This window comes from Pseudomonas sp. MLB6B (assembly GCF_054508135.1).
This window is the reverse complement of sequence record NZ_CP199313.1, coordinates 65,691-82,900: the sequence shown is the minus strand read 5'-3', so window position 1 is coordinate 82,900 and position 17,210 is coordinate 65,691. Positions and strand designations below refer to the sequence as shown.

Sequence of the window (17,210 nt, the reverse complement as noted above, 5' to 3'; positions counted from 1 at the left end):
TTTCATAACATGGCCGATGCGAAAATTTCGATGCAAGCACTAATCACAACCGCGCAAGGTCCGCTTCTAGAGCCAGAGGCTTTTCAAAGCACCTTGATCAATAATATGACGAGGACGTTACTTCACAGTAATAGAGCGCCTTGTCTGCTACGGGCTCCTACAGGCTCAGGCAAGACTTTCATGTTGGCGAGGGTGCTGGCAGACGTGAGTGCCGCCGTACCTACAGTGTGGTTTTGGTTCGTTCCGTTCGTAACACTGGTGGCTCAAACCCTCGATGCACTGAAGAGTAACGCAAGTGATCTGACGCCTACGACGTTGACAATAGGACGTAATCAGCAACCTGATGCAGGCCTGGTTATGATCGCTACAACGCAGGCTGTAGCGAAATCGCAATGGCGAGTCAAAGGCTACGATGCGGGCGGGGACGATGACACCCGAACAATAGCTGAATGGGTTACATTGGCTCGAGAGCGCAGTTACTCCATTGGCATGGTGGTAGACGAAGCTCATATCGCATTGGACAAAGCTACTGAATTTGGAAAATTTGCCCAGTGGCTAAATCCGGATTTTTTGCTGATGGCAACTGCTACGCCAAAAGATCAACGCATCTTGGATTTTCTAGATAGTGCTGGCAAATCAAACTTTGAGACGTTTGCGGTTAGCCGCGACGACGTGGTAGACGCACGCTTAAATAAGCGATACATCGAAGCCGTTATCTACGACCTTGCTCAGAGTGTGCAGAGCGTTGCTGACCTAAAACGTACCGTATTGCGTCAAGCTTGGAAACGAAATCTACAGCTTAAACAACGTTTGGCTGATGCTGGAATTCCGCTAGTACCGTTACTGCTTGTACAGGTCGCGAACGGTAACAAAACCGTAGAAGAAGCCGAACAGGATCTAATACGGCTTTGCAAAGTCCCGCCTGGAGCAATCGGCAAACATTCATCCGATGATCCGGATCCAGTTTTGATGGCCGCGATTGCCAATGATAGCTCTAAAGAAGTTCTTATTTTCAAGCAATCGGCTGGCACTGGTTTTGACGCTCCTCGAGCCTTCATACTTGCATCAACTAAGCTAGTCAGCGACCCTGATTTTGCTATGCAATTTATTGGTCGCGTTATGCGCGTATCGTTGGCAATGCGCAATGCATATCCAGACAAAGCAATTGCTATTCCTGAAATTTTCGATACGGCGTATGTGTATCTGGCAGATGCTACTGCTCAGAAAGGTTTTGAAAAAGCGGTATATGCTGCTAGCTTGGTAAAAAGCCAGCTGCAGGGACAAACTGAGAAATTGCAGCAGCGCCGTACCGTAGGCGGTGCAATCGTCTTGACAAATAAGCAAACTTCCCAATTTCCGCTAACCTATAATTCTCAAGCATCACTGAAAACAGAGTCTATAGATCCAGGTCAGACACAGCCTAGGAGTGTTCCAGTGAATATTGGTCCGCAGGCTGATATGTTCAGTGCTAAGGAGGCGGGCGATTTTGATGATTGGCAGAGTGGGCTTTCACTTACCGATACTCCCGCTCTAGTAACTTCAAAGATCCAGCCCCAAACATATGCAGAATTGATGAGGCGTTTGGCACAGGGCGAAATTCGCATCTATCCTCGCCGCTCTGATCTCATAAACTTGCCTGTGGCATTACCAGCAGAACGAAAGCCTCAGTTCACTGATATGTCATTATTGTCTCGAGGTGTTGCCGCAAGGCTTGAGATATCCAGTTTGCTTGCTGATAATGCAATCAGAGTTGCTCGTAATCAATTGAAAGATACAGAGCGACGTACCGAGCTAATTTCAGGTGATTTTCAGGACGAGAAGGTTTTAATTGTCACAGATCGAACTGCTTTATCAAAAGAAGCTAGAGCGATCTTGTCCAAGCTCCCTCAAGTTGAAGAGGAGGATATTCGTGAAATTTTAACTGTCTTAGCTGCAAGGCTTTTACCTATATTACGATCAAAATTTGAAGATTTTGACCCTGAAAAAATACCTGATGATATTATCTTGCAGCGTATGGCTCGTGACGCTGCCAACTGGGTCGCCAAACAGCAAGCAGACAAGCTTGAAGAGGGATTATATGCGGAAATTGCGCTGCAAGCAGAATCATTTATCGCTGATTCCCTTCCAGATGCTATGGTATTCGCCGTCGCGCTACCTTTGAGTAAGTCAAGTCGCAACATATACGGAGTTTTTCCACCGACACAGGATGAAGTGCCTCAGATAGCTCAGCATATCTTTGCAGACGACCGTTATTTGCTTAAGGATAGATTGTGGTCTTTTGAGAGTGGGAATTTCAAGATTGGACAGTACGACTCGACAGTAGCTCTTAATAAAGAAGAAATGAATTTTGCACGCGCCCTCGACAGGAGCGACTTCGTTTCCTGGTGGCATCGCAATCCTGACCGCAAGTCGTATTCCGTAAAGCTTGTTCGAGGTGAGCATAAAAATAATTTCTATCCAGATTTTGTTGTCTGCTTGTCGCATTACCCAGGCGATGTACCAATTCTTAGATTAGTAGAAACCAAGCAAGACAGTAAAGATGCAGCGCGCAAGGCAAAACATGTGCCTGCTTTTTATGGTAAGGTTTTATTTTTAACCAAGGACCAAAATCGTCTTAAATGGGTTAAGGAAGATGGTTCGCTGGGCAATGACGTAGATTTAGAAGATCTAGTGAGTTTACGTGAATGGATGCGAGCGTCTAGGCCGGAGCAGAAAGCTTTAACGTAGGTATAATTATAATTTCTCCTTTTTTAACCCTAAGGTGATGGAGGTGCCAAATACTGCGCCTCTATCACGATGATGACAGTGCCGCGATGGGGGTTGTGATTGTTGTTCAGAATAGTGGTAAGCTCTTTAAGAGCTAAATCGCTTAACGAGTATATGGTCAAATGTTTCCATTCTAGGCTTTGTCCCCGTCATTGACGTACTTCTATGATGGCCAGGCTCTGGTGAGCTTAAAGAGCAGTCATCGGTATCTATCCAGTTAATGTTTACTATCACTCACCATAGCGCTCAAGGAATGTTACGTGCCTGTAAAAACCGACATTTGGACCGTTGGCTCTCTACCAAAAAAGCTGTGTCAGAGCCAATTGCCAAGTGAGCAGCTTTTAGAAGAAATGATTGTCAACTCGCCAAATATTCTGTCTGAAGAATGGATGCTCATAGGGCAGCAAGTGCCTACAGATACGGGCAGCCGGATCGACCTGCTAGCTGTTGCCCCCGACGCAAGCCTTGTTTTGATTGAACTTAAGCGAGACCGTACGCCTCGTGAAGTAGTTGCTCAAACACTCGATTACGCTGCCTGGGTCGATGGTCTAACGGAACTCGATATCGCTGCGATTTATCAACGTTTCCGTCCAGGGTACAGCTTCTCTGCCGATTTCCAAACACGTTTCGGCCGTGTGCTAGATGACGATGAGCTAAATGCCAGCCATCAGTTGATCATCGTCGCCACAGAGTTGGATGCGAGTAGCGAGCGGATCGTGCAATACCTCAGCAAGCGCGACATTCCGATCAACGTGCTCTGCTTCCAAATCTTTCAAGCAGGCGAGCAGCAATTGCTGAGTAGGTCTTGGCTGCTTGATCCAGTGCAGACCCAAGTGAATGCCGCATCTGCTAGTCAAGGGCTAAGCGAGCCGTGGAACGGCGAGTTCTACTGCTCATTTGGTGACTCGAATGCACGCTCATGGAGCGATGCTGTGGAATTCGGGTTCATATGCGGTGGTGGAGGTTCGTGGTACAGCAAGACGCTCCAGCTGCTGTCTGCGGACGATCGTGTATGGATCAATATCCCACAGCAAGGTTATGTGGGGGTCGGTCGGGTGCTTGGCCCTCCTGTCGCAGCAAATGAATTTAGAGTAATGAAAGATGGCGAGGAGCGACCGGTAATAGAGGTTGCTGTCCGCGCGAGCTATCACGCCGAATTCATTGATGATCCTGAGCACTGCGAATATTTCGTTCCGGTCGAATGGTTACAAACTGTCCCAGTGAATCTAGCGGTTCGTGAGATTGGAATGTTTGGCAACCAAAATACCGTTTGCCGGCCCAAAACGCCAAAGTGGAGAACAACCATCGAGCGATTAAAGGAGCGCTTCGTTCATTTCGACGATATGGCTGCTAAAAAGCCTCTTTAGTTGAAGCCAAGCTCTATGTGCGATTCCAGCTCAGCGCGCTATACCTAGCTCCGCATCATCCAGTAGCGCCTTAGCCATTGCACAAAAATAATGCGACGCCCAAATCATTTTCGGTTTGTCTTCCATCAAGCCCTCAAAGCTCAGATACCGGGCATAGTCCAGCAATTCTGACGCATGTTCCCTCGCAACCTGACAAGGGATGCCGGGTTCTATGCGAAATAGGGGCTGGACATGGTTTTCATCTTGATAAAATGTCGTTTGACCCACCGTTGTATCGATATGCCTGTTACTCATTTTCAATCATCTCCGCAAGGCGAGCGTATGGGCTCGCCCTGTGTCTGGCAGAAGCTATTGCATTAGTTAATTTCGGTTAGGTTGTTCCTAAGGCAGGGCAATAGCCAAAATGAGCATCATCAAAATGCGACACAGCAAGCCGCCGTAGATATCCGTAGACGTCTTGGCAGGTGGTGATAAAGTCAGGAGTAGCGGTTTAGCCTTGTCGGCCAGCGTAAGCTGACTATTCGCAGAGATGCTCAAAGCGTTGAAGGAGAAAAGGGTAAACAGAGGCGGATCAGGAACTATCTTCAACATGGTCATGGCCTGTTCAGTCAGGGCCACCACCCCCCGCTGTCAAACAGAAAGGCGGCAGCTGTACACGGGTTGACAGACCGGCGAACAGACCAAACCCGGCGCACACGAGGTGCCCCATGCACAGCTGCCATAACGGCAACACCATGTGGTCAGTTCAGAGCGGCCTGTCAAAGCCGGTCGCTGATGGGCAGCGACGAGACCGACACTAGCCCTTCAAACCGAACACCACAACGGAAGGGAGTATCTTTGGGAAATTGCCTACAAGAAAGCGGTTTAGTCTGATTTCAACCACCCATCCGATCCGTACCCACTTCCCAAATCCCACCCACAAAAAAAGACGCCCTAAGGCGTCTTCTTCATCACAGATTTGGTGGAGCCGGGGGGATTTGAACCCCCGTCCGCCAGTACTCCGCTGTCGGTACTACATGCTTAGCCATCTCAACTGAGTTAATCCGCAGCCGCCCGAGTGGCAGGGTGCTTTGGACGAGCTGGGTAAGTTTTAGTCGCTTTGCCCCCAACGTGCTACACGACGATCCTGTTCTGTATGACAGTCACTTCGGGTTTACAGGCATCCCCTGGTGACTGCTGGAGCCGAAGCTACCAGAAGCAACGGGTCAATAGGACCGCTTAAGCGGCCAGCTTGAACTCCGCGCCGTAGTTTTCGTCATTGGCAACTATAGAAAGTTGCAACAGTGGATTTACGAGTTCTGTTACCAACTCGGCATGCACCTAGAGTTTCGCGACCGGCGTCGAATCCTAATCGGCCCCACACTCAGCTCTAGCTGACCGCACCTTTCGATGCGAAGGCGCAGTGTACGCCTTTATGCGGGCGACGTCGAATTTTCGTCGTGGCGCCCGCTCTAGCCCGCCCTTAGGCGCCGCCACCGCTGCCGGAAGCGCTGCCGCTGCCTTTTTCGGTTTTGTTCAGCTCGCTCAGGACCTTGGTGGAGATGGTGACGCATTTCTCCTTGTCGCCGTTGGTCTGGGCCATTTTCGCTTCTTTGACCTGGTCGCCGACCGTCATCTTGGTGGCTTCGGACGCGGTGGTCATGGTGGCCATGGTGTCGTCAATCTTTTGCAGGTTGCCAGCACAGAGGTCTTCGGCGGCGAAGACCGGGGAGGCCAGCAGGGTGGCAGCCGCGAACAGGGCTGAAAGCGCAGTACCTTTCATGGATGTCTCCTTCTGAAGGCCTCGGGAAGGTGGGCCTAATGCATGGACTGCGCGGCGATTGCAGGGGTTCCGTGTAAATGCTGGCGTATTCATGGCGAGGGTTGCAGCGGCTTGGGTTGGGTCACGCGGTCCACCAGGTAGACCAGGCTGTGGTAGTCGATGCCGCTGTGGGTGGACAGGCCGATTTCGCAGGTACGGCTGGTGGAGATGCCTTCGTCGCAGTGCTGCACGGCGTCTTTCAGGCTGCGCAGGGCGTGGGCGTTGAGTTCGGGGGTGGTGAAGCCTTTGTCGCCGGCGAAGCCGCAGCAGTGGATGCCTTCGGGGATCACCACCTGGGTGCTGCAGCGGCGGGCGAGGTCGATCAAGGCCTGGCTTTCGCCCAGGTGCTGGGTGCTGCAGGTGACGTGGACGGCGATGGGGGTGTTCTGCGGGGTGAAGGTCAGGCGCTCGAGCAGGTGGGTGCGGATGAAGCGTACCGGGTCGTAAAGATCGAGGCGGGTGTCGGCCAGGTCTTGCATCAGGCGCAGGGTGCAGGGGCTGGTGTCGCAGTAGATCGGGTCGAGGCCGCCGCGGCTGGCCAGCAGCAGGGCGGCGAGTAGTTCCTGGCGTTTGTGTTCGGCTTGCTCGGGGTAGCCTTTGGAGGCGAAGGGTTGGCCGCAGCACAGGCTGTCGGCCTGCTCGGGGAAGATCACCTGGTAGCCGGCTTTTTCCAGCAGGGCGCGGGTTTTATTTATCAAGGACGTCTGCTCGCGGTCGGCGTAGGCGGGGCCCATCACGCGGGACACGCAAGCGGCGAGGTACACCACGCGTGGGCGGTCGTCTTTTGGGCTGGGGGCGAAGCTGACCGGGCGCATGGGTTGTGGCATGGCTGGGGTCCACATAGGCAATTTGCCCCGGCTGAACTGGGTCAGGCGCGTGCTCAGACGTTGCAGGCGCGGCGCGCCCAGCAGGCGGCGGGCGCCGTTGGCGGTGGCCAGGGTGAGGCGCGCGCCTTTCAGGGTGGTGGTGAAGTGCTCGGCTAGCCAATTGGCGGTGGTGCCATGGTGGGCGGCCTGGCTGCGTAGTTTCTTCACCAGTTCGCCGGTGTTGATGCCTACCGGGCAGCGCTGGGCACACAGGCCGGTGGCGGCACAGGTGTCGAGGCCCTGGTATTGGAAGTGGTCGAGCAGCTCGCGGGTGCTTTCGCCGGCGCGGCGGCGGGCCTGGATGTCGCGCCACATGACGATGCGCTGGCGCGGGCTGAGGGTCAGGCCCTTGGACGGGCAGACGGGTTCGCAGAAGCCGCACTCGATGCACTTGTCGACGATGTCGTCGGCGGCGGGCAGGGGTTTCAGATTCTTCAGGTGGATGTCGGGGTCTTCGCTGAGCACCACGTCGGGGTTGAGGATGCCGTTGGGGTCGAGCAGGCGCTTGAGCTGCCACATCAGCTGGTAGGCGTCGTGGCCCCATTCCAGTTCTACGAAGGGCGCCATGTTGCGGCCGGTGCCGTGCTCGGCCTTGAGCGAACCGCCGAACTCCACGGCCACCAGTTGCGCGACGTCGTCCATGAAGGCCTGGTAGCGCGCCACTTCCGCCTGGCTGTTGAAGCCTTGGGTGAAGACGAAGTGCAGGTTGCCTTCCAGGGCGTGGCCGAAAATGATCGCTTCGTCGTAGCGGTGCTTGTCGAACAGCTGGATCAGGCGGTTCACGCCTTCGGCCAGTTGCTCCACGGGGAAGGTGACGTCTTCGATGATCACCGTGGTACCGGTCTGACGCACGGCGCCGACGGCGGGGAAGGTGTCTTTGCGCATTTTCCACAGCTGGTTGTACACGGCCGGGTCTTCGCTGAAGTCGACCCGTTGCTCGACCGGGCAGTGGGCGATGGCGGCCGTCACTTGCGCCAGTTGTTCGTGCAGCAGGCTCTGGCTGGCGGCGCGGGACTCGATCAGCAGGGCGCAGGCGCCGTCCGACAGGCCGCTGACCCACACCGGCATGCCGGGCATGGCCTGCACCGAGCGCAGGCTGCGGCGGTCGAGCAGTTCCACGGCCGAGACCGGTTGCTGCTTGAGCAGCGGCACGGCGCGGCAGCAGGTTTCGACGCTGGGGAACACCACCAGGGCGCTGGCCTTGTGCGGGTGGTCGGGCACGGTGTCGTAGGTGACGGCGCTGATGAAGCCCAATGTGCCTTCGGAACCGACCAGCAGGTGTTGCAGGATGTCGAGCGGGGCGTCGTAGTCCACCAGGGCGTTGAGCGACAGGCCGGTGGTGTTCTTCAGGCGGTATTTGTGCCGGATGCGTGCGGCGAGCTCGGTGTTGGCGCGGGTTTCCTGGCCGAGGCGGGCGAGGGCGGCGAGCAGGTCGGCGTGGCTGCGCTCGAAGGCGGCGACGCTGAGTGGGTCTTCGCTGTCGAGGCTGGTGCCGTCGGCCAGCACCAGGCGCAGGCCGGCGAGGGTGTGGTAGGTGTTCTGCGCGGTGCCGCAGCACATGCCGCTGGCGTTGTTGGCGACGATGCCGCCGATCTTGCAGGCGTTGATCGAGGCCGGGTCCGGGCCGATCTTGCGGCCGTAGGGGGCCAGCCAGGCGTTGGCCTGGGCGCCGATGACGCCGGGTTGCAGGCGGATCTGCGCGCCATCGTTGCGGATTTCGCGGGCGTTCCAGTGGTCGCCCAGGACGATTAGGACGGAGTCGGTGATGGCCTGGCCGGAGAGGCTGGTGCCGGCGGCGCGGAAGGTCACGGGGACGCGGTCGCGTCGGGCCAGTTTGAGCAGGGCGACGACTTCGGCTTCGGATTCGACGCGGATCACCAGCTTGGGGATGAGGCGGTAGAAGCTGGCGTCGGTGCCGAAGGCGAGGGTGGAGGTGGGGTCGTCGAAGCGGCGGTCGGCGGGGATGAGGGTGGTGGCGTCGCGGAGGAATGAGGTGGGGAGGGTCATGTCGGTTCCTTGGCGGGGGGCCACGGTTGGGGCTGTGGGTTTGGGGTTGTCTGGGGGAGCGGTGGTGGGGGGTTGGGCCGGCGGTGCCGGCCATCGCGGCTGAAGCCGCTCCCACAGGGGTGTAGGGATCAGGGGTAGGTGGTTTGTACGAGGGAGTCGCGGGTGATGTCGGCGATCGACTTGGCGCCGGTCAGCACCATCGCCACGCGCATCTCTTTTTCGAACAGTTCCAGCAGGTTCTTCACGCCGGCCTCGCCATGGGTGGCCAGGGCATAGAGGAAGGCGCGGCCGATCAGCACGCTGTCGGCGCCGAGGGCGATCATGCGTACCACGTCGAGGCCGCTGCGGATGCCGGAGTCGGCTAGGATCTTGATCTGACCTTTGACCGCGTCGGCGATGGCCGGCAGGGCGCGGGCAGTGGACAGCACGCCGTCGAGCTGGCGGCCGCCGTGGTTGGAGACGACGATGCCGTCGGCGCCGAATTTCACCGCGTCGCGGGCGTCGTCAGGGTCGAGGATGCCCTTGATGATCATCGGGCCGTCCCAGAATTCACGGATCCATTCCAGGTCTTTCCACGAGATCGACGGGTCGAAGTTGTTGCCCAGCCAGCCGATGTAGTCGGCCAGGCCCGTGGGGTTGCCGCGATAGGTGGAGATGTTGCCCAGGTCGTGGGGCTTGCCCATCACGCCGACGTCCCAGGCCCATTGGGGGTGGGTCATGGCTTGCAGCATGCGCCGCAGCGGGCCGTTGCGCCCGCTCATGCCGGAGTGGGCGTCGCGGTAACGGGCGCCGGGCACGGGCATGTCGACGGTGAACACCAGGGTGCGCACGCCGGCGGCTTTGGCCCGCTCCAGGGCGTTGCGCATGAAGCCGCGGTCCTTGAGCACGTAGAGCTGGAACCACATGGGCCGGTCGATGGCGGGTGCCACTTCTTCGATGGGGCACACCGACACGGTCGACATCGTGAAGGGAATGCCGTGGGCGGCGGCGGCGCGCGCGGCCTGCACTTCGCCGCGGCGGGCGTACATGCCGGTGAGGCCGACCGGGGCGAGGGCGACCGGCATGCTCAGCGTTTCGCCGAACAGGTGGGTGGCCAGGCTCAGTTGCGACATGTCGTTGAGCACGCGCTGGCGCAAGGCGATGCTGGCCAGGTCTTCGACGTTGTGGCGCAGGGTGTACTCGGCGTAGGCGCCGCCGTCGGCGTAGTGGAACAGGAAGGGCGGCAGCTTGCGCTGGGCGGCGGCGCGGTAGTCGGTGGACGCGGAAATGATCATGGTGTCTCGCAGCGTGGGTGGAGGCGGTTGCCGGACGCGGGGTGGGCGTGCGGCGGCTTTCGCATCGATGCGTATCGGAAAAGTCGCTGATTACACGGGCCGATGGGAAGCCTGGGCGCTTGGGCTTGCACCAAGCGGCAGGCCCAAGCGGCGCTGTACGAAAAGCTCTGGCAATGGGGCATGTGGCGTGGAAAACAGGCTGGACGGCCAACCGGGGCTCGGTTCCCGTACCTGTTTTCGTCTTGCCTGACCGGTGCTTCAAGATCGTTCATACAGATCCCACTATTTAGCCTAGTGGTGAACCAGCATCCCGGTCAGCCAATAGGCCTGGACCAGGGTAATCACGCCAACGATGGTGGCGAAGAACAAGCTGTGTTTCACGGTGAAGCGGAACAGGTCCGATTCCTTGCCGACCAGGCCGGTGGCGGCGCAGGCCACGGCGATGGACTGCGGCGAAATCATCTTGCCGGTCACCCCGCCACTGGTGTTGGCCGCCACCAGCAGGGTGTCGCTGACGCCGATCTGATGCGCGGTGGTGGCCTGCAGCGAGCTGAACAGGGCGTTGGACGAGGTATCGGAGCCGGTCAGGAACACCCCCAGCCAGCCAAGGAACGGCGAGAAGAACGGGAACGCCGCGCCGGTGCCGGCCAGCACCAGGGCCATGGTCGAGGACATGCCGGAATAGTTGGTGACGAAGGCGAAGGCCAGCACCATGCCGATCGACAGGATTGGCCAGCGTAGCTCCCACAGGGTTTCCTTCAAAGTGGTCAGACCAGTTTTGCAGCTGACCTTGAGCACCCACATGGAAATCAGTGCCGAGAGGAAGATGGCGGTGCCGGTGGCCGAGATCGGGTCGAACTTGAACACGGCCGGCATGGCGGTGGCGGTGGTGACGATGGGTGCGGTCTTGATGACCAGTTGGTCCAGGTGCGGGATGGCGAAGTTGAACACGAAGTTGTACATCGCACCGCCCGGTGCGAAGGCGGCCTTGAAGGGCTTCAGTGTCCAGATGGTCACCAGCACGGTGAGGATCAGGAACGGCGACCAGGCCTTGAAGATTTCCCCCAGGCTGTAGGGCGAAGGCTGGCTGCCGCCGCCCTGGGCGAGTACGGCGCCGCCCTGGCTCTGGACCATCGAGCGCTTGGGCTGCCAGACCTTGAGGAACAGGGTCAGGGCGATCAGGCTGGCCAGGGCCGAGGTGATGTCGGGCAGTTCCGGGCCGATGAAGTTGGAGGTGAAGTACTGGGTCACGGCGAAGCTCAGGCCAGCCACCAGGGCGGCGGGCCAGGTTTCCTTCACGCCGCGCAGGCCGTCCATCATGAACACCAGCCAGAACGGCACGAACAGCGACAGCAGCGGCAGTTGGCGGCCGGTCATGGCGCCGATGTGGAAGGCGTCGATGCCGGTCACCTGGCCGGCGACGATGATCGGGATGCCCAGCGCGCCGAAGGCCACCGGCGCGGTGTTGGCGATCAGGCACAGGCCGGCGGCGTACAGCGGGTTGAAGCCCAGGCCCACCAGCAGCGCGGCGGTGATCGCCACGGGCGCGCCGAAGCCGGCGGCACCTTCCAGGAAGGCGCCGAAGCAGAAGCCGATCAGCAGCACTTGCAGGCGCTGGTCGTCGGTGATCGACAGCACCGAGCTGCGGATCACTTCGAACTGGCCGCTCTTGACCGTGAGTTTGTACAGGAACACGGCGGCGACGATGATCCAGGCGATCGGCCACAGGCCGTAGAGGAAGCCATAGCCTGCGGCGGCCAGGGCCATGTCGGCCGGCATGTTGAAGGCGAAGATGGCGATCAGGATCGACAGGCCGAGGGTGATGCTGCCTGCCACGTGGCCCTTGAGGCGAAACACTGCCAGGGCCAGGAAGAAGAACACGATGGGCACGACGGCGGCCAGGGCGGAGAGGCCGAGACTGCCCAGTGGGGCATAGAGTTGTTGCCAAGTTTGCATATGGGGAGACCCCTAATTGTTGTTAGTCAGCGTTGGCACTGGATAATTGGTAATACCAATTTACAATGGCTGAGCGCTAGGTTAAAAGCCTCGTCTGGGGTGTGTCAATTTGTCCCGGTGCCAACTTTGGTCGAGGGTCGATGAGCGGCGCTGGGTGTGGCAGCGGATTTCGTCGTCTGATGCGTGTCGCGCTGGCCTGGATCGGCGAGAATAGAGCGCTTCGGGAGTCGCCCGAGGTTCGTGGAGAGCATGTGATGGTTTTTGATCAGGTCCGCCAGCGGCGGCTGTCCGACGGTATCGTCGAGCGCTTGGAGGGGATGATTCTCGAAGGCACCCTGACCTCGGGGCAGCGCTTGCCGGCCGAGCGCGCGCTGGCCGAGCAGTTCGGCGTGTCGCGGCCTTCGCTGCGTGAAGCCATTCAGAAGTTGGTGGCCAAGGGCTTGCTGGTCAGCCGCCAGGGCGGCGGCAACTACGTGGCCGAGGCGCTGGGTTCGACCTTCAGCGACCCATTGCTGCAACTGCTCGAGCGCAACGGCGATGCCCAGCGCGACCTGCTGGAGTTTCGCCATACCCTGGAGGCCTCATGCGCGTTCTATGCCGCGCAGCGGGCGACCGAGCCGGACCGGGCGCGGCTGACGGCGGCGTTCGAGGCGTTGCAGGACTGCTACAGCCGGGCGGGCGACGTGAGCCGGGCTGAGGAGGGCGTGGCGGATGCGAGCTTCCACCTGGCCATTGCCGAGGCGAGCCACAACGCAGTGCTGCTGCACACCATCCGCGGGCTGTTCGATCTGCTCAAGCGCAACGTGGTGACCAACATCGGCGGCATGTACCAGCAACGTTCGGAAACGCGCGACATGCTCATCGGTCAGCACCGCGAGCTGTACAAGGCGATCATGGAGGGGCGTGCGGAGGATGCGCGGGAAGTGTCGAGCCGACACATTCTCTACGTTCAGGAAGTGTTGGCCGAAGCTCAGCAGGAGGCGCAGCGGGTGGCGCGGGCCGAGCGGCGTAGCGGGCATTGAGCGTCCGCCCACCTTGGGGTGGGCGGGGGCAGGGTCAGAGGTCCTTGCCTTTGCTGCGCACGGCGCGCTGGATCTCGCGGTTGGAGTCGCGCTCGCGCAGGGTGTCGCGCTTGTCGAACTCCTTCTTGCCCTTGCCCAAGGCGATTTCGCACTTGATCAGGTGCTTGCTCCAGAACAGCGCCAGGGCCACGCAGGTGTAGCCCTTTTGCGCCACGGCCGACTCCAGGCGCTCGAGCTCGCGCTTGTTCAGCAGCAGCTTGCGGGTGCGCGTCGGGTCGGCGATGACGTGGGTGCTGGCGGTGGTCAGCGGCGTGATATGGCTGCCGAACAACCAGGCTTCGCCATCCTTGAGCAGCACGTAGCTGTCTACCAGGTGCGCCTTGCCGGCTCGCAAGCTTTTCACTTCCCAACCGGACAGGACCAATCCGGCCTCGAACTTGTGTTCGATGAAGTAATCGTGGCGCGCTTTCTTGTTCTGCGCGATGGTCCCTGTCGGATGTTTCTTTTGTTTAGCCATAGGGGCGGCATTATAAGGATTCGTTACGCTGGCGGCTACGGGATTTGGGTGTGCTTGAGCCTGTGGATTGAATGCCGGACAATGGGCCATCCTCGTCCTTGAACAGGACCAGTTTCCGATGCGCCATGAGGCGCTACCGCCCCGCTCTGGAAGTGATGCCTGGATGACTACCCATATTCAACGCTCCGCCCTGCTGCCGTATCCCGCGCAGATGCTGTACGACCTGGTCAACGATGTCGCCAGTTACCCGGAGTTTTTGCCGTGGTGCTCATCCACCACCGTGCTCGAAGCCAGCGAAACCCAGATGCGCGCCAAGCTCGAAGTGGCCAAGGGGGGCATCAGTCAGCACTTGGTCACGCGCAACACGCTGGTACCGGGCCAGTCGATCGAGATGAACCTCGAAGAGGGGCCGTTCAGCCAGTTGCACGGCGTCTGGACCTTCAAGCCCCTGGGCGAGAAGGCCTGCAAGATCAGCCTGGACCTGTCGTTCGACTACGCCGGTTCCCTGGTGCGCGCGACCTTGGGGCCGCTGTTCAACCAGGCCGCCAACACCCTGGTCGATGCATTCTGCGAAAGGGCCAAACAACTGGCAGCCTGATCGAGGCGCTTGTCGAGCAGGCACAAAAAAGCCCGGGGTTGAATGCCCGGGCTTTTTTTATCGCACGCCCGTTATGGCGAGGTTTCCAGCGGGGCTGGAACCGGCACCGGCGTGGTTTCGATGCTGTCGATCTCGCGCTGGATGGACTCTTCAGTGGAGCCAGGCGCAGCGGGTTTCTCGGCCGGCTGCTGCACGGGCGCTTCGCCCGAACCTTCCTGGGGCACCACGTTGGTGCCGCTGCCACCGCCAAGGATTTCCTGGTCGCGGCTGACGCCTGGCATGAAGTCGCCGGCGAGGTTGACCAACTGGTCGCTTTCGTTGAAGAAGACGCTCATGCGTTCCTGCTGGCGCTTGCCGCCGCCAGGCTGAAGGCTATAGAGGTAATCCCAGCGATTGGTATTGAACGTGTCCTGCAATAGGGGGTTGCCCATGATAAACCGCACTTGCCGTCGGGTCATTCCCGGACGCAATTGGTCTATCATGTCCTGCGTGACGACATTGCCCTGCTGGATGTCGATTTTGTAAACCCCGGGAAACGAGCAACCGGCGAGTGCGAGCAGTCCCACAAGGGTGAGGCTGTTTAGCAAGAGCTTGGTGTTTTGCATCGGTGGGCGACTTCCACTATCTTGGCTGGACAACGTAAACCCCGATCATACCCGTATTAAGAGAAGCTGCGAAGCAGCATCGGCGAGAAAGCTGACCATGGTTGAAAATAGCGAATTACGCAAAGCCGGGCTCAAGGTGACTCTACCTCGAGTGAAGATTCTTCAGATGCTCGATTCTACCGAGCAACGTCACATGAGTGCCGAGGACGTCTACAAGGCGCTGATGGAGGCTGGCGAGGATGTCGGTCTGGCCACCGTGTATCGCGTTCTGACCCAGTTCGAAGCAGCGGGTCTGGTGGTTCGCCACAACTTCGACGGCGGCCATGCGGTATTCGAGCTGTCCGATGGCGGCCACCACGACCACATGGTCAACGTGGAAACCAGCGAAGTGATCGAGTTCATGGATGCCGAGATCGAACGCCGTCAGAAAGAGATCGTGGCCGAGCATGGCTTCGAGCTGGTGGACCATAACTTGGTCCTGTATGTGCGCAAGAAGAAGTAACGGACTGCGGCACTGACGAAACAAGGCGACCCTCGGGTCGCCTTGTTCGTTTGGGGCTGCTGAAAATTAGTTTCAGCTTTTGCTGGTCACGACCATCTTGCGCGCATGGGCCAGGGATTCCTTGGTCAGGTCGATGCCGCCCAGCATCCGCGCCACTTCCTCGACCCGCTCGCGTTTGCCCAGGTGGGACACGGCGGTATGGGTGGTGTCGCTGTTGCGCACCTTGTGCACGAACAAATGGTGATGGCCCTGCGCAGCGACCTGCGGCAGGTGGGTCACGGTCAGCACTTGGCCGCGATCGCCCAAGCGGCGCAGCAACTGGCCGACGATTTCCGCGGTAGGGCCGCCGATGCCGACGTCGACTTCGTCGAACACCAGGGTCGGGATGCGCGAGGTTTGCGCCGTGATCACCTGGATCGCCAGGCTGATGCGCGACAGCTCGCCACCTGAGGCGACCTTGGCCAGAGCCTTGAGCGGCTGACCGGGGTTGGCACTGACCAGCAGTTCGATCTGCTCCAGGCCGAAGGGCGACAGTTCCTGGCCGTCGAGCGGTTGCAGCACGATCTGGAAGCGGCCGCCGGGCATGCCCAGGCGCTGGATTTCCTGTTCGACCGCCTGGGCGAGTTCCACCGCGGCCTTATTGCGCAGGGCGCTGAGGGCACCGGCCTTCTCTTTATAGTGCTTGGCGTAGGCCGCCAGTTCGTCGGCCAACTGCTCCAGAGATTCGTCGCTGGCATTGAGGCCCTCGAGTTCCTCTAGCAGACGCTGTTGCAACTGCGGCAACTCGGTGGGATGCACGCGGTGTTTGCGGGCGAGGGTATAGATGGTGTCGAGGCGCTCTTCAAGCGCTTGCAGGCGGGCAGGATCGGCATCGAAGTTGTCGAGGAAGCGGTTGAGTTCGCCGACCGCCTCTTCGATCTGGATCTGCGCGCTGGCCAGCAGGTTGACGGACTCGTTCAACGCTTTGGGCGCATCGGCCACCGCACCGAGGCGGTTGAGGCTGCCGGTCAGGGCGCTGAGCACGTTGCCCGAGTCGTTCTCGCTGCACTGGTCGATGACCTGCCGGCAGATGCCGAACAACGCCTCGGCGTTGGTCAGGTTCTTGTGTTCCTGCTCGATGTGTTCGAGTTCGTTCTCGCCCAGGCCCAGGTTGTCGAGCTCTTCGAGCTGATAGCTGAGCAGTTGCTGGCGGGCCCGTTGCTCGTCGCCGGAATTGGACAGGCGTTCGAGCTCCAGGCGCGTCTGCTTCCAGCGCTGCGAGGCCAGTTGTACCTGGCGCGCCAGGTCGACGGCGCCGGCGTACTCGTCCACCAGGCGGCGGTGGGTGTCGGCCTTGAGCAGGGACTGGTGCTCGTGCTGGCTGTGGATGTCGATCAGCAGCTCGCCCAGCGCCTTTAGGTCGCCCAGTGTGCAGGGCGTACCGTTGATGTAGCCACGGCTGCGGCCTTCGGCGGTGATGACCCGGCGCATGATGCACGGACCGTCGTTGTTCAGGTCGCGCTCGGCCAGCCAGGCGGCGGCTTCGGGGATGTCGACCAGGTCGAAGGTGGCGAGGATGTCCGCCTTGTCGGCGCCGGGGCGCACCACGCCGTTGTCGGTGCGGTCGCCCAGGGCGAGGCCGAGGGCGTCGAGCATGATGGATTTGCCGGCACCGGTCTCGCCAGTGATCACGGACATGCCGCGGGCAAGCTCGAGGTCGAGGTGTTCGACGATGGCGTAGTTGTGGATCGACAGGTGCACCAGCATGGGGGCCGCTCCCAAAGGTTCAGGTCTGGTTATTTATACAGTGTTCCTCCGTAGGCTGACAATGCCCCTGCGACGTAGGGCGATTTGCGGCTTGTCGAACACGGTGCCCCTTGAAGCTGGTTTTTCCAGCCCCATATAGCTTGTCAGACCCCGCGAGCCTGGCTCGCCGACCCCTTATCGCTC

The 17,210-nt window shown here is 59.5% G+C and carries 14 protein-coding genes and 1 other RNA gene; 5 read left to right on the top strand and 10 right to left on the bottom strand.

Annotated elements, in window-relative coordinates; genetic code table 11:
* Positions 1 to 9: 9 nt before the first annotated feature.
* Both ACSMEV_RS00365 and ACSMEV_RS00360 read left to right on the top strand, forming a co-directional pair.
* The gene (locus ACSMEV_RS00365; RefSeq protein ID WP_459206795.1) at positions 10 to 2,727 is read left to right on the top strand and encodes a DEAD/DEAH box helicase; all 2,718 of its coding nucleotides are present in this window, start codon (positions 10 to 12) and stop codon (positions 2,725 to 2,727) included.
* Between the two features lie 299 nt (positions 2,728 to 3,026).
* On the top strand, positions 3,027 to 4,133 hold the full coding sequence (locus ACSMEV_RS00360) for a nuclease (protein WP_459206794.1): 1,107 nt from the start codon (positions 3,027 to 3,029) through the stop codon (positions 4,131 to 4,133).
* Between the two features lie 30 nt (positions 4,134 to 4,163).
* Here the strand turns inward: ACSMEV_RS00360 and ACSMEV_RS00355 are convergent, their stop codons facing one another.
* The 7 genes from ACSMEV_RS00355 to ACSMEV_RS00325 form a co-directional block, all read right to left on the bottom strand.
* Entirely contained in the window at positions 4,164 to 4,427 is a 264-nt protein-coding gene (locus tag ACSMEV_RS00355) for a DUF3077 domain-containing protein (RefSeq protein WP_459206793.1), read from the bottom strand.
* Positions 4,428 to 4,514: 87 nt separating this feature from the next.
* The gene (locus ACSMEV_RS00350) at positions 4,515 to 4,730 is read right to left on the bottom strand and encodes a hypothetical protein (protein WP_459206792.1); all 216 of its coding nucleotides are present in this window, start codon (positions 4,728 to 4,730) and stop codon (positions 4,515 to 4,517) included.
* Positions 4,731 to 5,092: 362 nt separating this feature from the next.
* Positions 5,093 to 5,492: a transfer-messenger RNA gene (gene ssrA / locus ACSMEV_RS00345) on the bottom strand.
* 103 nt (positions 5,493 to 5,595) lie between these two features.
* On the bottom strand, positions 5,596 to 5,895 hold the full coding sequence (locus tag ACSMEV_RS00340; RefSeq protein ID WP_313740624.1) for a hypothetical protein: 300 nt from the start codon (positions 5,893 to 5,895) through the stop codon (positions 5,596 to 5,598).
* Between the two features lie 89 nt (positions 5,896 to 5,984).
* Positions 5,985 to 8,807 (bottom strand): FAD-binding and (Fe-S)-binding domain-containing protein, encoded by a 2,823-nt coding sequence (locus tag ACSMEV_RS00335; RefSeq protein ID WP_459206791.1) that lies wholly within the window; start codon positions 8,805 to 8,807, stop codon positions 5,985 to 5,987.
* A 128-nt stretch (positions 8,808 to 8,935) separates the two neighbouring features.
* A complete protein-coding gene (gene lldD / locus ACSMEV_RS00330) occupies positions 8,936 to 10,081 on the bottom strand; it encodes an FMN-dependent L-lactate dehydrogenase LldD (protein ID WP_459206790.1) in 1,146 nt (381 codons plus the stop codon).
* A gap of 291 nt (positions 10,082 to 10,372) precedes the next feature.
* On the bottom strand, positions 10,373 to 12,037 hold the full coding sequence (locus tag ACSMEV_RS00325) for a lactate permease LctP family transporter (RefSeq protein WP_296265871.1): 1,665 nt from the start codon (positions 12,035 to 12,037) through the stop codon (positions 10,373 to 10,375).
* Positions 12,038 to 12,291: 254 nt separating this feature from the next.
* On the opposite strand from ACSMEV_RS00325, the gene ACSMEV_RS00320 reads away from it, so the two are divergent.
* The gene (locus tag ACSMEV_RS00320) at positions 12,292 to 13,059 is read left to right on the top strand and encodes an FCD domain-containing protein (protein ID WP_296265869.1); all 768 of its coding nucleotides are present in this window, start codon (positions 12,292 to 12,294) and stop codon (positions 13,057 to 13,059) included.
* 34 nt (positions 13,060 to 13,093) lie between these two features.
* Here ACSMEV_RS00320 and smpB read toward each other — a convergent pair whose 3' ends face one another.
* Positions 13,094 to 13,576, bottom strand: coding sequence for an SsrA-binding protein SmpB (gene smpB / locus ACSMEV_RS00315; RefSeq protein WP_313739964.1), 483 nt, complete (start codon positions 13,574 to 13,576; stop codon positions 13,094 to 13,096).
* A 163-nt stretch (positions 13,577 to 13,739) separates the two neighbouring features.
* Here smpB and ACSMEV_RS00310 point away from each other — a divergent pair, with 163 nt between their 5' ends.
* Positions 13,740 to 14,174 carry a type II toxin-antitoxin system RatA family toxin gene (locus tag ACSMEV_RS00310; RefSeq protein ID WP_459206789.1) on the top strand — a complete coding sequence of 145 codons (435 nt, stop codon included), beginning with the start codon at positions 13,740 to 13,742 and terminating at the stop codon, positions 14,172 to 14,174.
* A gap of 71 nt (positions 14,175 to 14,245) precedes the next feature.
* Here ACSMEV_RS00310 and ACSMEV_RS00305 read toward each other — a convergent pair whose 3' ends face one another.
* A complete protein-coding gene (locus ACSMEV_RS00305; RefSeq protein ID WP_459206788.1) occupies positions 14,246 to 14,779 on the bottom strand; it encodes an outer membrane protein assembly factor BamE in 534 nt (177 codons plus the stop codon).
* 97 nt (positions 14,780 to 14,876) lie between these two features.
* Here ACSMEV_RS00305 and fur point away from each other — a divergent pair, with 97 nt between their 5' ends.
* Positions 14,877 to 15,281: a ferric iron uptake transcriptional regulator gene (gene fur, locus ACSMEV_RS00300; RefSeq protein ID WP_296265860.1), complete on the top strand. Its 405-nt coding sequence runs from the start codon at positions 14,877 to 14,879 to the stop codon at positions 15,279 to 15,281.
* A 72-nt stretch (positions 15,282 to 15,353) separates the two neighbouring features.
* On the opposite strand, the gene recN is transcribed toward fur, so the two are convergent.
* Positions 15,354 to 17,027: a DNA repair protein RecN gene (recN, locus tag ACSMEV_RS00295; RefSeq protein WP_459206787.1), complete on the bottom strand. Its 1,674-nt coding sequence runs from the start codon at positions 17,025 to 17,027 to the stop codon at positions 15,354 to 15,356.
* Positions 17,028 to 17,210 lie beyond the last annotated feature (183 nt).

Bases quoted from the DNA above. Each gene is read 5' to 3' on its own strand.
- lldD (WP_459206790.1), bottom strand. From the start codon at position 10,081: ATGATCATTTCCGCGTCCACCGACTACCGCGCCGCCGCCCAGCGCAAG.
- ACSMEV_RS00320 (WP_296265869.1), top strand. From the start codon at position 12,292: ATGGTTTTTGATCAGGTCCGCCAGCGGCGGCTGTCCGACGGTATCGTC.
- ACSMEV_RS00335 (WP_459206791.1), bottom strand. From the start codon at position 8,807: ATGACCCTCCCCACCTCATTCCTCCGCGACGCCACCACCCTCATCCCC.
- ACSMEV_RS00365 (WP_459206795.1), top strand. From the start codon at position 10: ATGGCCGATGCGAAAATTTCGATGCAAGCACTAATCACAACCGCGCAA.
- ACSMEV_RS00325 (WP_296265871.1), bottom strand. From the start codon at position 12,037: ATGCAAACTTGGCAACAACTCTATGCCCCACTGGGCAGTCTCGGCCTC.
- recN (WP_459206787.1), bottom strand. From the start codon at position 17,027: ATGCTGGTGCACCTGTCGATCCACAACTACGCCATCGTCGAACACCTC.
- smpB (WP_313739964.1), bottom strand. From the start codon at position 13,576: ATGGCTAAACAAAAGAAACATCCGACAGGGACCATCGCGCAGAACAAG.
- ACSMEV_RS00310 (WP_459206789.1), top strand. From the start codon at position 13,740: ATGACTACCCATATTCAACGCTCCGCCCTGCTGCCGTATCCCGCGCAG.
- ACSMEV_RS00355 (WP_459206793.1), bottom strand. From the start codon at position 4,427: ATGAGTAACAGGCATATCGATACAACGGTGGGTCAAACGACATTTTAT.
- ACSMEV_RS00305 (WP_459206788.1), bottom strand. From the start codon at position 14,779: ATGCAAAACACCAAGCTCTTGCTAAACAGCCTCACCCTTGTGGGACTG.
- fur (WP_296265860.1), top strand. From the start codon at position 14,877: ATGGTTGAAAATAGCGAATTACGCAAAGCCGGGCTCAAGGTGACTCTA.
- ACSMEV_RS00340 (WP_313740624.1), bottom strand. From the start codon at position 5,895: ATGAAAGGTACTGCGCTTTCAGCCCTGTTCGCGGCTGCCACCCTGCTG.
- ACSMEV_RS00350 (WP_459206792.1), bottom strand. From the start codon at position 4,730: ATGACCATGTTGAAGATAGTTCCTGATCCGCCTCTGTTTACCCTTTTC.